This window comes from Novosphingobium sp. B 225 (genome assembly GCF_002198665.1).
Taxonomy (GTDB): Bacteria; Pseudomonadota; Alphaproteobacteria; order Sphingomonadales; family Sphingomonadaceae; genus Novosphingobium.
In genome coordinates this window covers 107185-122739 of record NZ_MWLM01000037.1, presented here as the reverse complement: position 1 = coordinate 122739, position 15555 = coordinate 107185, and the positions used below count along the sequence as shown (strand labels likewise).

The following is a 15555-nucleotide window of genomic DNA, read 5'->3' as shown; positions in this document are numbered from 1 at the left end:
CTCACCTGCGAACGGCTCCGCAATAGCGGGCAACATAATCGTGATGCGCCGGCAAAGAGGCCACAGTATCGGCAATGCCGTGGCGCAAGGATGAGAGAAATTTGTCGAGTTCTCCGGCACGCAGCTTGGCCGCAACCGGGTGATAACTTTGCGGGATGATGCCCTGCCCCATCATCACCTGAGCCCAGCTGTTTTCCGAAAACAGTTCTTCGTTCTTGCGAAACACTCGCCCGGTTTCGCGGAACAGTTCGATCTTCTGCTCAAGACTTGGCGGGATTTCCCGATCGGCGCATTCACGCCAGAACGGGCTGTCACGGCGATTGGTTACCTTATAGTGGAGGATCAGGAAGTCCCGGATCTGCTCCATGTCCGTCAGTTGCTGATCGTTGAATTCAGCAATGTCACGTTCGCTGATCGCGCCCGCTGGAAGCATCCGGATGATCCTGAGGACCGCGCGCTGGATCAGATGTATCGCGGTTGACTCAAGCGGCTCAAGGAACCCACCAGAAAGCCCTACTGCAATGCAATTGCGATGCCACTGCTTGCGCCGCACGCCGGTGACATAACTGATGAAATTGGGCACCACCAGGCGCTCACCCTCGATCGAGTCGAACAGGCGCTGCAGCGCGGCATCGCGGTCCAGGAAGCGACTGCAATAGACGATTCCGTTGCCCTGACGGTGTTGCAACGGGATGCGCCACTGCCACCCGGCATCGTGTGCAATGGCGCGCGTATAGGGCACAGGCGGGCGAACGCTGGACGTCTGGATCGCAATCGCACTGTCACAGGCAAGGAATGATCGCCAGTCGTCGAACCCTGCCTTGAGCGCGCCTTCAATCATTAGTGCCCGAAACCCGGTGCAATCAATGAACAGGTCACCTTCGATCCGCCGCCCGTCTTCAAGGCGCAACGCTGCGATGTTGCCACTTTCGCCGTCAAGTTCGACTTCGCCAATCTTGCCTTCGATCCGCGTCGCCCCATCGCCTTCAGCCATGCGGCGCAGGAATGCGGCATAGAGCCCGGCATCAAGCTGATAGGCATAGTTCATCCGCTCTTCGGGAAGGTGCGCAAACTTGCTCTCCAGTGCCGCCTTCAGTTCAAGGCAATAGTCATCGTAGCTGTGACTATGCCCCTGGGCCAGTCCATGGAGCCAGAAGTGCTGAAATCCCGCCGACCAATGGTCCTTGCCCGCAGCGCCGAATGAATGAAAATAGGTCTCGCCCAGATCCTTCCAGTTTTCGAACTTGATGCCGAGCTTGAAGGTGGCCTGAGTGGCCCGCATGAAATCAGCCTCGGCGATTCCAAGCAGGCGGTTGTAGAGCACCAGCGGCGGGATCGTGCTTTCTCCCACTCCGATCGTGCCGATCGCGTCAGATTCGATCAGTGTCAGTTGGATAACTTCACCAAGCGTGCGCGCCAGCGCCGCTGCAGTCATCCAACCAGCGGTGCCGCCGCCCGCGATCACTATCCGGCGCGGTGTTGCAGGTGGCATGGGGACATTCATCGCGAGAGACTCCGCAAAAGGAACGAGCGCAAGCGGCCCGCGGTTTCGGTCCGCAATCGGGCCAGCACGCCGCGGGCCGGTTCGGGCAGATGTTCAGCAGCCTTGGCGCCGCCCGAAAAAACGTAATGCTCGAACATCTTGCGCCAAACGTCGCGCTGATGTTCAGGCAGGTCACGGATCGAGAGCAGCGCGTGGAGCATGGCTTCCTGCGGTTCACCCATCCAGCGCGGGCTGGTACGCCACCAGTAATTGACCAACACATTGAGCGGCGCCTGCGCTTCAACCCGGTGATACCAGCCCGATGGCACAAACAGAGCATCGCCAGGTTCAAGATCGGCAATCTGGGCCGCTGCCAGAGCTTCCCGATAGCCGGGGTGCCGTACAAAGTCCGGATTCTGGTGATCGACCATGCTGACCGCGCGTCCAGCTGGCGTGTTGTCAAGCGGCCCAAGATAGAGGTTGGCGAACTGATCGGGTGGAAACAGGGTAAACCGCCGTCGGCCAACCGCGCAGATCGCAAGGTTGTCCGGAAAATCACTGTGCGCGGCAACCGTGGTAGCAGTACCGATCCAGATGCTGGCCAGGGGCTCCCGCAGGCCAAGATCGATTGCATTGGTCTGGCCTAGTGTCGGGAAATAGTCCGGAATGTCGATCGATCCGGCATAGACCACCTGTCCATCGCCCGCTTGCGCGGCTGCCGCGATCTCATCCAGCATCGCTCCCGCGCGGGCTCTTTCCGTACGAAAATTAACCACCATCGCTTCGTCGTAGAACAATGAAGCACCGCTGCCCGCGGCCCCGACTGAATAGATAAATTCGCGGTCCCGGGCATGCCCGCGCAGATAGGCAAAGGCTTCCTCCCGGCCCGCAAGCCCGGCATTGACCAGCGGCCAGTGCGCAGCCAGCCTGCGTATCACGAAAGGCGTGACGGCGCCCTGCAGCCGTGCGTCGAGCCCGGCCAGATCGGCCGGCGTGGCTTCAGCCACGAGAGAAGGGCTGGGCCGTTCAGCCATGCCCGGTCTTGCGGTTGCGGCGCGCCACCAGTTCGCTGAAGTTCGAAAGTGAAGCCAGCGCCATGAACAATGGCATCAGGTGTCCAGCACGGTGCAATTCATCCAGCGCCTCCCCCCCGAGCGACTGCAACCGTGCCTCATCGATCGTATGGAACCCCACCAGCGAATGCCGCGAACCGTCGGCCAGCGGCACTTCGAGCGCAAAGGGCTCAAGCAGGGCATGGCTTTCCAGCGTGGCAAAAAAGGCCCCGGCGGCGCGGTAGCCTTGATCGAGATCACCGAGCTGTTCAGCCACGGCTTCGACATAGGGGCTGGGCTGACCATCAGCGCCGAACAACAGAATGCCGTCGTTGCCCGCGCGGGTTACGCGGGGGTGGTCCAAATCAACATGAACCTGCGCACCGGGCCCGGGACCATGGCCGACCAGGAAAGGCTGGATACTGAGCGCCAGCGGCTTGTAGGTGGCGTCCCAGTGATCCCCTTCAAGGAAGAGGTTTTCGCCTTCTTCAAAGCCGAACAGGGCCAAGGCGGAAAAAGTCCCGCTTTCCAGATCGCGCCGGAACACGATCGGGAATTCCGCCTGAACTCTGCGAAATTCATAAGGCACGGTCAGACAGGCCATTACCCCATCCCCCAGCTCCACGCCGTGATCGGCGCGGACCCGCAGGTCACGGTGCTGGGTATTGTTGACGATCTGGTGATTGCTCATGTCAGGCCTGTCCTTGGCAAGGGGTGACGGCGCGCAGGCGGTCCGCATAGGCGCGATTGGTGGGTAAAGACGTGGTCAGCGCACGCCCGCGCCGCGCTATCTCTGCCAGCTGGTGTTGCGTATCCGGCCTTGGTTGCAGGCCGGGTGGAACGGCAAAACCCATGCCGTAAAGCACAAATTGCTGGCTGGCTGCGGGAAACACTTCGTCAATCTGCATGAAATCCCAGATCGAGGGCGGCTGATCGCGCCACAGGCCCAGCTGCGCTGCCAGACGTGCCGGGACGGTCGCCGGATCGCGGTGCGCTTGCCAGTATGGTTCGGACCGTTGGCTCAACACATAGTGCAACTTGAGAAATTCGATGACACGTTCCCAGCGATAATGGAACAGCGTGTTGAACCGTTCTGCCAGAAACGGCACGGTCGAACGTCTCCGCGGGAAATTCTCGGCAAGAGCACGCAGCGACAGTTCGATCATCACGATTGCCGAAGCTTCAAGTGGCTCGATAAACCCCGCAGCCTGCCCGATCGCCAGGCAATTGCGGTGCCACAATTCACCGCGGTAGCCGGTCGGGAACAACAGACGGCGCGGCTCAAGCAATGCCGGATCGACGCCGGGAACTGCCTTGGCGATATGATCGATCAGGATCGCCCGGGCGGCATCGTCATCCAGAAACCGCGAGGAATAGACACAACCGATTCCCCGCCGTTCAGGCAGGGCAATGTCCCAGATCCAGCCCGCGCGGTGAGCAGTGCCGACCGTCTGGGATGCGATCTCGCAACCCGGCAGGGTTCGAACCTGCAGCGCCAAGGCTCGATCATTGAACAACACATCCGACCGATCAACCCATTGGACCCCATAGTGCTGACCGATCAGCAGCGCCGATTGGCCAGAGCAATCGATGAACATATCCCCGGTAATCTCGCCATGCTCTGCGGTGACTAGTGCTGCAATATCCCCGCATTCTGCCGGGATCACGGCCGTTACCCGGTCAGCAATATGGCGAACGCCAAGGCAATCGGACGCATGACTCGCGAGCAAGACAGCGAACTTCGTGGCATCGAAATGGTAGGCATAGTTCAAGGCCCCGGCATAGTCAGGCATGCCAGGCTGGCGCGGTGCCAAACCGGCGGCGCAGACCGCATGCTGCGGGGTCATGGCTGCGCCGAACGACAGGTCGCCAGACCGCCAGGCGGCCAGCAAACCGGAAGCATCACCCTGCGGCGGCGGAGAAAACGGATGGAGGTAGCTATCCCCCACTGTGCCATCGACCCAGCCGTCGAACCGCGACCCCTGCTTGAACGTGGCATCGCAGGCGCGAATGAAATCGGCCTCAGCGATGCCAATCGCCTGCAGCGTGGCGCGCAGCGTCGGCCAGGTCCCTTCACCCACACCGACGGTGGGAATATCAGGTGCCTCGATTACAGTGATGGTAATTTCGGACCCGGACGCACGCGCGCTTGCCGCCAGATAGGCTGCCGCAAGCCAGCCGGCCGTCCCGCCGCCCAGCACCACGACCGACCTGATCTGCCCGTCATGCATCCCGCGCATCCATCATTGTCCTAAAGCGGAAAAAGCCGCCCCTTGCGGAGCGACCTTTCCACCCGACGCTGCGACGATCAAGCCGTTCGTCAGAAGTTCCAGCGCAAACCTGCCGAATAGCGGGCATAGCCAGGAGCCGCAAAGAAGACGGTCTGTTCATTGCGCATATGACCCTTGCGGTCCGCCTTGGTCACGTTGATGCCTTCGACAAACAGGGTCATTCCCTTGCGGAACTCATAGCTCGCGCTCAGATCCCACTGGCCATAAGGCTTGATGTAGAACGGGTCGAAGCCATAGCCCGAAAGGAAACCGTCACGCCAGTTATAGGCCACGCGCGCCTGCACACCGTTCTTGTCATAGAACAGCACCGCATTGGCGCTGTCGCTGATCCCGGTAACCGCGAACTGCGTTGCGGTATAGCGCAGTGTGTTGTCGTAATCCGTATTGCTACGCACAACCGTATAGTTCAGTTGGGCGCCGAAACCAGTATCCCAGAAGCTGTGCTGCAAGGCGAATTCCCAGCCATGCAGGTTGGCAACCTGATTGCTGTTGCTTGGCGCGGTGATGGTGAAGACCATGGCCGGGTCACTTGCTGCACCGGATATGCCAGCCGGAGAACCCGGAACATACAACGCGGGGCGATTGACCATGACCCAATCGCGGATTTGCGCGAAGGACGGATTGCCCCCCAAAGCCGCACGAGCCGCTTGCACGGCCGCGCCTTGCGCCGGATTGGTCAGGTTGAACAAGGGGCCCTGCGTGGTGGCATCAGCAATGTAGTTGCTGACCCGCTTGTGGAAGAAGCCCACCGAAATGTAGCTTTCCCTGCCATAGTACCACTCAGCCGAGACATCGATGTTCTTCGACAGGTAAGGAAGCAACCCTGGGTTACCGCTGCTAGCAGTGCTGCCGCCATTGGGACGCAGCGGCTGACCAATGGTGATACCGCCTTGCATCCGGCCATAGTCGGGCCGGGTGATCGTGTGGCTGTAGGATGCGCGCAGCTTCACGTCCGCCATCGGCGTGATGTCAAGATCGAAGGCCGGCAGCCAGTTTTCGTATTCACCTTTGAGCGTGGTAAAGTCCTGAGCGGTACCGAACACCGCCGTGACCTCGTTGTCCGCCACCCACTTTGTGCCGGTCGGGATCGGCACCAGCGCCGATGAATCGATCTTGGTCTTCTCATAGCGCAGACCCAGCCGCAGCTTGGCGCTGACATCGCCGAGATCAAAGGCATGGGTGGACTGGAGATACGGTGACAAGGTCTTTTCGCTGATCCGACGATCGGTCGTGAAACTGGCGAGGCAGGTGCCCGAAACAGCCGCACCGTTGCAGATGCCAAGCTGCGACTGCAGCAGATTGATCAATCCGTTGGTGTTGATCCGGAAGTAGTTCGGGATGATCGCAGCATCCGCTGCCCCGTTCATGCCTGCCAGATCAGCCGAGAGCGGAGTGATCGCGTAAAGATCATCCGGGGTCTGCGCCGCGGTCAGCGTACCACCCCAGCTGTCATTCTGGATCACACCAAAGGCCGAACGAACCTTGTTTTCGGTGTAGGTCACCCCGAAGTCGAGACTTTCGATAAGCGAGGTGTCGAAATCCCAACCGCCGCGCAGCGCGTACTGGTTGATTTCATCCTTCATATAGCCGTTGCGGAAAGCGTTGCCGGCCGGGCGAATGTTCGACGCAGCAATCCCGGCACCGGGATGCATCGCAACCGAGATTACCGGCATTTCGGTGGTAAAATCAGTGCGCTGGCTGGCTACGCCAAAGATCGCGTTGCCAACGGCGATGTTGCTGCCATAGGGCGAAGTCGGCTTGCTTTCAGCGGTGGAGTGATGGGCATCCAGTTCAAGCCGCAGTCCGCCCGGCCCATCCCAGCGAATGTTGCCGCCAATCGACTGGTTGATGTTGCGATTCTTCGCCAGGGCCCCGGTGATTGCCAGATCCTTGCCTTCACCGGCACCGAATGCTTCAGCATAGAAGTTCGGGCCCGCCGCCGGACCATCGGTCCAGCTGCTTGAGGTGTTGGTGTGGTTGAACCACACACCGATGCTGTTCGTGCGCGCATCGATGGTGTTCTGCGAATAGGTGTAATCGACCACCGCAGAAAGCGAGTCGCTCGGCTTGAACTGAAGCACCAGTTGGCCGTTGATGCGCTCACGTTCCATGTCGGTGAAATCGTAACCGGCGTTCTGCGTCACTTGATACACATCGGTCGCATCAGGCTTGTTCTGGATCTGGTTGAGCAGGTTCGGATTGACGAACTGGACGCGCCAGTCATTGGCATCGACCGGGAGCGAGCCCCAGTTGTTTTCGTTCCCCAGATAACCTTCGCGCCAACCAGCGCTGAACTGCGCCATGCTGGCCCGGCGCTTCTGGTAAGAACCGCTGACCAGGATCCCGATCGTGTCATCAGCAAAGGTCTGACTGACAATGCCAGACACCTCGGGGGTCACTTCGGTACCTTCAAAGGTGTGATCGATCACGCCCTTTACACCGATGCTGGCCTTGAAGCCGGGCCGATCGAGCGGACGCGGGGTCTTGATGTTGATAACCGAACCGATCCCGCCGGTCGGCAGGGTGGCACGGCCTGACTTGTAAACTTCGACCCCGGCGATCCCTTCGGCCGCAAGGTTTGCGAAGTCAAAGCTGCGCGAAGCAGGGGCCGAACAGCAATCACCCACGCCCGACGCGGGCATCTGCCGTCCGTTGAGCAAGACCAGGTTGTAGTCGGGCCCAAAGCCGCGAACCGTAACCTTCGAACCTTCGCCACTTTGCCGGTCGATTGATACGCCCGTGATGCGCTGCAGCGATTCGGCCAGATTGGTGTCAGGGAATTTCCCGATGTCTTCCGCGGTGATTGCGTCCACGACACCCAGGGCATCACGCTTGATGTCCATCGAAGCACGCAGACTGGCTCGGATGCCGGAGACCACGATTTCCTGGCTGTCGACGCTCTCCGGAGCCGCATTCTGCGCCAGGGCGGGTTGCGCCCCGCAGCCGATGGCAATTGCCGATGCCCCAAGCATGAAACGGCCAAACGCAGGCCCGCGCAATCCCTTCATCCCAAAACTCCTCCCGTTTTACCTATACGATTCGCGCCGTGATCAGGCCGATGTGAACGTTCACCTAAATGATAACGTTCACTTGGTCAAGGGAGCGCGATTCACCCCGCCAAGTGTTGCTGGTGCGTGCCAATGGTTCCGGGCCGAGCATCGCGGATTCTGGGGTTGCTGACATTGTGCCCGGCAACGATGCCCGTGAAGCGCGCCGCACTGTGACCGGCAGGCGCCCAGTGGTTCGGGGTTGCTTATGACAGCGGGCATTTGCCGCGCAGAGTAGCTTCGCTCGTTATGGCGCCACGGCCAAAGCGCCGGGCCGTCGCGGGTCCGCTGCGCCCAGAAAATGCCCGCCATCGATCATGATCGACTGAGCACTGCCCATGGTCTCGTCCGATGTAATCGGGTGACCCATAGTGCCAAGCAATCGCACCGTATCGGGGTTGAAATTGGGCTCGACCCGCAACTTGTCGCCAGCATCCTGGAAAATCCGCGGTTGGTGGGTTGCTTCCTCGACATTGAGTTTGAAGTCCACCACGTTGACTACGACCTGCAAGACCGTGTCGATAATCGTGCTGCCGCCCGGTGATCCGGTGATCAGCCACGGCTTGCCCTGTTTCATCACGATCGTCGGCATCATGGTAGACAGCATTCGCTTGCCAGGAGCCATGGCATTGGGCGGCGGGGCAAGCCCGTCCCGCAGCGCGCGGGCCGCGCCGCCATGATCGAAATTGTTCATCTGGTTGTTGAGCAGTATCCCGGTGCCCTTGATCATCACCCCCGACCCGAAGTCCGCCCCCAGGGTATAGGTGGTGGACACAACATTGCCCTGCGCATCGGCGACCGAAAAATGGGTGGTGGAAGGACTTTCGAACCGCCACGGATCGCCCGTGCCCAGAGCTTCCGCCGGCTTGGCCTTGTCCGGATCGATCAGCCGCGCACGCTCTGCGGCATAGGGTTTGGCGATGAAACCGTTGAGCGGGACTTTCGCAAAATCGGTATCGCCCAGCACCTTGTAGCGATCAGCATAGCCCAGTTTCATCGTCTCGGCCATCAGATGCAGACTCTTGGCCGAGCCCAAGCCGCTGGCCTTGAGGTCAAAATTCTCAAGGATGTTGAGCATGTTGAGCAAGGTTGCGCCGCCCGCGCTGGCCGGGGGTGCAGTCACCACTTCCAGCCCGCGATAGCTGCCCTTCAGCGGCTGGCGTTCAACCGCGCGGTAGGCGGCCAGATCCTCAAGCGTGATCAGCCCGCCGTTAGCTTTCATGTCTGCGGCAAAGCGCTGCGCCACCGGCCCTTTGTAGAACCCGTCAGCGCCGCGCTGCGCGATCTGGGTCAGAGTCCAGGCCAGATCGGGCAGTTTCATCACTTCGCCCGCGCGGTAGAGTGATCCGTCAGCCTTGTAGTAGGTTGCCCGCGCCGAGACATTGCTCGACAGGCGTTCCTGGCCCCAGCTGAACACAAAGGCTTCGTCCGGGGACAACGCCACACCGCTGCGGGCAAGCGCAATTGCGGGGGTGACAACTTTGGCCCAGGGCAGCTTGCCGAAGCGCTGATGGGCCTTGAACAGCCCCGCAACCGTGCCCGGCACCGAGGGGGCAAGATAGCCCTTGCTGGCCTGCGCGCTTTCCTTGCCATGATTGTCCAGAAACATCGCCAGTGTGGCCGCCTTGGGCGCGACTGAGCGGAAATCGAAGAACACGTCCGCCCCGCTTGCCCCGTCGTGGACCAGCATGAAGCCGTCACCGCCGATGTTGCCCGCACGCGGCAACGTGACCGCCAGGGCGAACCCCATTGCCACCGCCGCATCGACCGCATTGCCGCCGCGGCGGATGATGTCCGCGCCGACCTTGCTGGCAATAGCGTTCTGCGAAACCACCATGCCGCGTTCGCCCACCACCGGGGAATGGATGCTGGGGTATTCAAGCAGCTGCTTCTTCTGCGCGGCGAGCGGAGCGGCCAGCATTGCTGCCAGCCCGAACACCAGGGCAGCCGAGCGCAGCCTCTTCCACAAACTGTGCATCATGCCACTTTCTCCAGCAGTATCGCGGCGAGCCGCTCGCCCGCGCCCATCGAATATGTCCAGCCCAGCATGCCATGTCCGATGTTTACTGCAATGCGTGGTTTGATCCGGCGGATCTGCGGCAGCGAACTGGCAGTCATTGGACGAATTCCGGCCCAGCCGTGACCGGCCCGGTCAAAATCGGCAGCGCCGGGCAGAGCAGCCATCGCCGCAGCTTTGAGGCTGTCCAACCGACGCGGATCTACCCGCGTATTGCTGACTCCCAATTCAGCCAGGCCGGCAATCCGAACCGCGCCGTCCAGCGGACAGAATACCACCTTGCGTGCGACATCGGTAATGCTCACCCGCAAGGGGCCTGGCCCCGCAGGCGCAGTCAGGGAGTATCCCTTCATCGGCATCAGGACCGTGCTCAGCCCCAGCTCGCGGGCAAAGCTGCGGGTTCCAATCCCGCTGCAAAGCACCAGCTCGTCGGCGCCGATGCGCTCGCCCGCATCCGTCATGATCCATGCCGCAGCGCCATCCGACCCAATCCCTGCGGCCCTAACACCGAGCCGCATGGTTACCCCGTATTCGCGTTGCAACAGGTCCATCATCGCCAGGCAGAACCGGTGCGGATCGCCCACCTCTTCCTGCGGGGAGTAGACCGCGCCAACGAAGCGATCGCGCCGCTGTTCCAGCACGCGTTCGATCCGGCGGGCTTCGGCGGGGCTCAGTACCTCTTGCTCTGCGCCCAGTGCGCGCTTTCGCGCCACCATGTTCTGCGCTGCTGCAAAGGCGGCGGCGTTATCGTAGATATGCAACTTGCCGGTCACCTGATGGCCGAATTCAAGCGCGTGGCGCTGTTGCAGCTGGTGCATCGCCAGACGGGATTCCAGACCCAGCTGCAAACCAGCCAGCGTATTGGCGGTAAAGCGCGAGCCTGCGGCATTGCGCAGGAATTGCCACAGCCAGCCGACATAACCGGGATCAATCGCCCTGGCCATGCGGATCGCAGGATCCATGCCCAGCAGTACCGCCGGGGCATGTTTCAGCAAGGCCGGGCTGGCAAGTGCCTCAGTATAGGCATAGCTGAGCTGTGCGCCGTTGCAGAACGACGCCTCACACCCCGGCTGATCGCGGCTTTCAACAACCGTCACTGCCACGCCCCGGCGGGCCAGGGCATAGGCTGTCGCCATGCCAACCACACCTGCGCCAAGCACCAGGGCCGAGCGAAGCTGGCCCTGGCAGCGGGTTTCTGCGCCCTGGATCATGTCTGCGTCGATGTCTTTGAACCTGTACACTGCTTTATGCTAAATCCGGCAAGGAACAAGGCAAGCATAGCTGCCAATCAAAGTTGGGGCTTGGGCATAGGGTCAGGTTATGGCTTGGGCGGCAGATCGGCACCCTTGCGGAGCGCTGCCTTCATCATGTCGACGAACCGCTCGGCCAGTTTCGACAACGGCCGGTCTTCCAGCCAGGCAGCGTGGACATCAAAGGTCAGTTCGGGCGTCAGGGGATAGAGTTCTACCCCCGGCGACGCCGTGGCGCGAGCAGTGAATTCATCGACAATCGCCACGCCAGAACCGTGCCTGACCAGGGCCGCTGCAATGTAATAGGTGTCGACCGAGGCCACTTCGCGGAAATCGATCTGGGCCAGGGCATGGGCGGCAGCAACGATATCGCCGATCGGGCCGCTGCTGGACACGCCGATCAGGTCCATTTCGCGAATATCGGCTACCGACAGCTGGCGGCGGCTGTGCGCAAATTTGCCTTGTGGCGCGATCACCACCAGCTGTGCTGACGCCAGTTTTTTGCGCGCAAGGCGCGGATGGACCGGTGGATCATAGCCAAAAGCAATGTCGCATTCGCGTTCATACAGCGAACGCAAGATATCGCTGTGGTGGATGGTCTTGATGTCGAACGTGACTTCAGGGCTTTTGGTGCGGAACGCCGCGACGACTTGCGGCAACACTTCCAGCCCCAATGAGGGTACAATCCCGACCCGCAAGTGCCCAGCGCCCGAATTGCGCAGGTTGCGTGCGGTCAACTGCAGCGAAGATACGCGGTGGAACACCTCATCCACTTCGCGGAACAGGGCATGGGCTTCATCAGTTGGTACCAGCCGACCGCGAACCAGATCGAACAGCTTGATCCCCAGCTGGCCCTCGGTATGGCGCAGCACCTTGCTTACCGCAGGCTGCGATACGTTAAGCGCCCGCGCGGCCGAGCTGATCGAACCGTTGGCGTAAACCGCGTGGAATATTTCTATCTGCCTCAGCCGCATGGCGGAACACCCGCCATGCGGCCAGCAACAGAGGCGTGGACGCCGATCAGAAGTCCTTCGACAGTTCGAAGTAAACGAACCGCCCGGTGGGATCCGCCAGCGCGCCGTTGAAGCCATAGTTGGACGAGGTCAGCGGCGGCGCCTTGTCAAACAGGTTGCGCGCGCCAACCTTTAGCCGGGTGCCCGCCAGCGGCCCCGAACCCTTGGGTGCGCGGAACTGGAGGTAGGCATTGACCGTGGTGAAATTGGGCACTTCATAGAACTGACCGTTGATCACCGCCGTGCCGGTATCGAACACCGAACCGACGTAGTTGACCTGCACGTTTGCGGTGACCGGGCCGGACTTCCAGGTCACGTTCCCGTTAAGCCGCCACTGCGGGTTCCCGTTCTGGCGCACTTGGTCTCCGGCCTGGGTGATCGCAATCCCGGTACCCAACTGGCCTGCTGCATTTGCCGCGATCAGCAGGGCCTGCAGATCGGACGCGGTCTGTTCCCACTTGATCAGCTTCGATGCGGCCAGATCGAAGTTGAAATCACCCAGCGGCGTGCGCTGCAGATTGACATTAACCGCGAAATCCAGCCCGCGCAGCTTGCGCGGCCCCAGGTTAAAGTAATCATCCTTGACGAACGAGATGTCCCCCACCCGCTGCGTGCCGACCGGTGCCAGACGAACCACATTGGGATTGGTCCGGCCGTTCTGGCGTTCCAGGTAGTCGAACAGAATCTGGTTCTGTGCGCCCTGCAGCCCGATCACGCCGATTTCATTGAGCGCCCAATAGTCGATCGTCATGGTCAGCCAGCGGCGCGGCTGGAGCACGACCCCGGCTGAGATCGTTTCGGCGTCTTCGGGGGTGAGCGACTGGTTGCCCGAACGCACTTCCAATGTGCTGACCCCGGTACAGGTGGTCACATTGAGCCGGCACGCTGCCCAGTCGGTCCGCGTGTTGGCCACTTGTGTTCCCGCGCTGTAGAACTGCGCCAGGTTCGGTGCGCGGTAGCTTTGCGACCAGGAGGAGCGGAATTTCATCCCGTCCAGCACGGACCACACGCCCGCCACCTTGGGCTTCAGCACATTGCCAAAGTCCGAATAGTGTTCATCGCGTGCAGCAAGCTGCAGGTCGAGCGACTGCACCAGCGGAACATTCATCTCTTCCGAAATCACTGGCACCGCCAGTTCAAGATAAGCCGCAGCGATGGTGCGATGAGCCTTCACATCCGGTGCGGGGCTGGCCCCCATGATGTCGGTGCCATAGGTGATGCCGCTGACCACGTCCTTATAGGTGATCGTTCCGTCCAGCCGGTCGTCGCGATCATCCTGATAGGTTTCGCGGCGCACTTCGACCCCGCTGGCAAAACCGACTGCGCCGCCCGGCAGATTGAACAGATCGGAATTCGACAGCTTGAAATCCCAGGTCGCCAACGAAGTCTTGCCGATGCGGTGGACCCCGACCAGGAACGAATTGATCGTCGCTGCGCTGTTGGGCGTGCCGTCGCCCAGCGAATTGTTGGTCTGGCTGCCGCCGTTGAACGGGTTGTAGGCATCGGGAGTGGAAAGGGCGATCGCCTGCTGGAACTTGGTGTTGCTGATGGCGTTCTTGGTGAAATCGTCGGTCTTGGCCCAGGAATAGGTTGCGGCCGATTCCCACTTGAACTTGCCGAACTCACCGCGCAGCCCCAGCAGGCCCCGGGCCATATTGTCGGTCACTTCGAAGATGCGCGGACCAGTATCGACCGGACGATAAGTGGTCATGCGCAGCGCAAGGCCGCTGGTCGGAACGCCGGTCAGATTCGCCAGCCGGTTGGGATTGGCGACCCCGCCAATGGTGGTCGGGCCGAACGGGTTGTAATAGGCCGTGGTCGGAATCGAGATCACTGCGCTGGAAATCGGCGCAGACTGTTCGCGCTGCCCTTCCAGCTTGGCGTGATAGTATCCGGCCTCGCCGAACAGTTCGACCCCGCCCAGATCCTGTTTGAAGGTGCTGAACAGATTGATCCGATCCAGTCCGCCACGGATCGTTCGGTCCGGGTTCTCATCATAACGCAGCACGCGGTCGGTCGCGCCGGTGATCGTGCCCGACTTGAGGCACAGGTTGCCGGCAATCACTGTGCTGGAACAGCCCGCCGCCGTGTTCGAAGTCGGTTCGATATGGAACACGCCTGATGTGGTCAGCGTAGCCGTGCCCTGCCGGACCGTGGTGACGGGGACGGTGGTGAAGCTGCCCCACGGTGAGGAAGTGGAGCGGTTGTCGAACGATGCATCCCCTTCCCAAGGAGTGCCGACCAGCGCGGGCATGTGGTTTTCACTCGCCGAAAAATCGCGCTCGCTGGCGAACAGGGGGGTGCGGTGGGTATAGCTGCCGAACAGCAGGAAGTGGCCGCCCGACTTGGTTTCGATCCCCGCCTTGCCCGCGATTGTGGCTTCACTGGTGCCATCGGCAAAGCCATAGCGGCCATCGACGCGCACGCCTGTGTAGCGATCATCGAGCACCACGTTGACCACCCCGGCCACGGCATCCGCGCCATAGATCGCCGCAGCGCCATCGCGCAGCACTTCCAGCCGGCGGACCGCGCCGACCGGGATCGAATTGGTATTGGCGGTTTGCACCGGCACGAAATTCTCGGTCTGGGTGCCCGGGGTCAGGATCATCCGGCGGCCATTTACCAGCACCAGCGTGTTGCCCGTGCCGACGCTGCGCAAGTTGATCGAGGCGTTGTCCCCGCGCGCATCGTTGAGGTTGCCGGTGGTCCGCGATTCCTGGAACTGGACGTCGCCCGCCTGCGGGATCGATCGGAACAGGTCATCGCCCGAAACGCTGCCAGTTGCCGCGATCTGTTCGGCATTGAGCACGGTAACCGGCAGTGCGCCTGCGATCTTCACATTTTCAATCCGGCTGCCGACGACCGTGATCTCGCTATCACCGGCTGCATCCGCCGCCGGGGCTGCAGCAGCCTGTTGCGCCAGAACTGTCTGCGGAACCGCCACCAATGTCGCGGCATTGACAAGTAATGCCACTCGCATGAGCTTCGCTGACTTCTTCATGCTGTTACCCCCCTGATTAAGCGCGTCATCTTTCGCACTTCTGCTTACATTGCATCAATCCCGGAGGCTGGAAAGGCAGGTTCATTACAAATTTATGGCAAGTGCATAACGTTTAGTTATGTGCGACAGGCAGCGCGCGCCGCTGTTTGGACGCGAAGCAGGATCACCGGCCTGCCTGCGGGCAAAGCGGGTGGATGAGCGGGAGCACGCTAGGGCAACTGCCCAACACGCGGACAGAAATGGAATCTCGGAACTCTGGGCGAGGTGCCCCCACATTTGCCCAATTTTGTGCAGGCAAACGTAATGTCCGCCTAATCAGCGCGAGTTTCGGAATCGTGGCTTTATTCCCGACCTGACTTTCGCGTCTTGCCGGTGAACAAATCTGACTGCGTCCATGCCTG

The 15555-nt window shown here is 61.2% G+C and carries 9 protein-coding genes; all 9 read right to left on the bottom strand.

Annotated features, from left to right (window positions below; all coding sequences use genetic code 11):
- Window position 1 precedes the first annotated feature (1 nt).
- On the bottom strand, window positions 2-1492 hold the full coding sequence (locus tag MNBBLIKP_RS06345) for a tryptophan halogenase family protein (protein WP_088308598.1): 1491 nt from the start codon (window positions 1490-1492) through the stop codon (window positions 2-4).
- A gap of 8 nt (window positions 1493-1500) precedes the next feature.
- Window positions 1501-2490, bottom strand: a complete 990-nt coding sequence (locus MNBBLIKP_RS06340; protein ID WP_254912934.1) for a cupin-like domain-containing protein — start codon at window positions 2488-2490, stop codon at window positions 1501-1503.
- A gap of 19 nt (window positions 2491-2509) precedes the next feature.
- Window positions 2510-3226, bottom strand: coding sequence for a SapC family protein (locus tag MNBBLIKP_RS06335; protein ID WP_088308594.1), 717 nt, complete (start codon window positions 3224-3226; stop codon window positions 2510-2512).
- Between the two features lies 1 nt (window position 3227).
- Window positions 3228-4775 carry a tryptophan halogenase family protein gene (locus tag MNBBLIKP_RS06330; protein WP_254912933.1) on the bottom strand — a complete coding sequence of 516 codons (1548 nt, stop codon included), beginning with the start codon at window positions 4773-4775 and terminating at the stop codon, window positions 3228-3230.
- 80 nt (window positions 4776-4855) lie between these two features.
- A complete protein-coding gene (locus tag MNBBLIKP_RS06325; protein ID WP_088308592.1) occupies window positions 4856-7834 on the bottom strand; it encodes a TonB-dependent receptor in 2979 nt (992 codons plus the stop codon).
- A 286-nt stretch (window positions 7835-8120) separates the two neighbouring features.
- Window positions 8121-9854, bottom strand: a complete 1734-nt coding sequence (ggt, locus tag MNBBLIKP_RS06320) for a gamma-glutamyltransferase (protein WP_176399681.1) — start codon at window positions 9852-9854, stop codon at window positions 8121-8123.
- Window positions 9851-11131: an FAD-dependent oxidoreductase gene (locus MNBBLIKP_RS06315; RefSeq protein ID WP_088308590.1), complete on the bottom strand. Its 1281-nt coding sequence runs from the start codon at window positions 11129-11131 to the stop codon at window positions 9851-9853. Before MNBBLIKP_RS06315 ends, ggt begins: the two co-directional genes overlap by 4 nt.
- Before the next feature lie 77 nt (window positions 11132-11208).
- A complete protein-coding gene (locus MNBBLIKP_RS06310; protein WP_176399680.1) occupies window positions 11209-12114 on the bottom strand; it encodes a LysR family transcriptional regulator in 906 nt (301 codons plus the stop codon).
- 46 nt (window positions 12115-12160) lie between these two features.
- Window positions 12161-15097: a TonB-dependent receptor domain-containing protein gene (locus MNBBLIKP_RS06305; protein WP_217896659.1), complete on the bottom strand. Its 2937-nt coding sequence runs from the start codon at window positions 15095-15097 to the stop codon at window positions 12161-12163.
- Window positions 15098-15555: the final 458 nt, after the last annotated feature.

Coding starts and splice junctions, on each gene's coding strand:
- MNBBLIKP_RS06345 (WP_088308598.1), bottom strand. CDS start 1,492: ATGCCACCTGCAACACCGCGCCGGATAGTGATCGCGGGCGGCGGCACC.
- MNBBLIKP_RS06335 (WP_088308594.1), bottom strand. CDS start 3,226: ATGAGCAATCACCAGATCGTCAACAATACCCAGCACCGTGACCTGCGG.
- MNBBLIKP_RS06330 (WP_254912933.1), bottom strand. CDS start 4,775: ATGCGCGGGATGCATGACGGGCAGATCAGGTCGGTCGTGGTGCTGGGC.
- MNBBLIKP_RS06325 (WP_088308592.1), bottom strand. CDS start 7,834: ATGAAGGGATTGCGCGGGCCTGCGTTTGGCCGTTTCATGCTTGGGGCA.
- ggt (WP_176399681.1), bottom strand. CDS start 9,854: ATGATGCACAGTTTGTGGAAGAGGCTGCGCTCGGCTGCCCTGGTGTTC.
- MNBBLIKP_RS06310 (WP_176399680.1), bottom strand. CDS start 12,114: ATGCGGCTGAGGCAGATAGAAATATTCCACGCGGTTTACGCCAACGGT.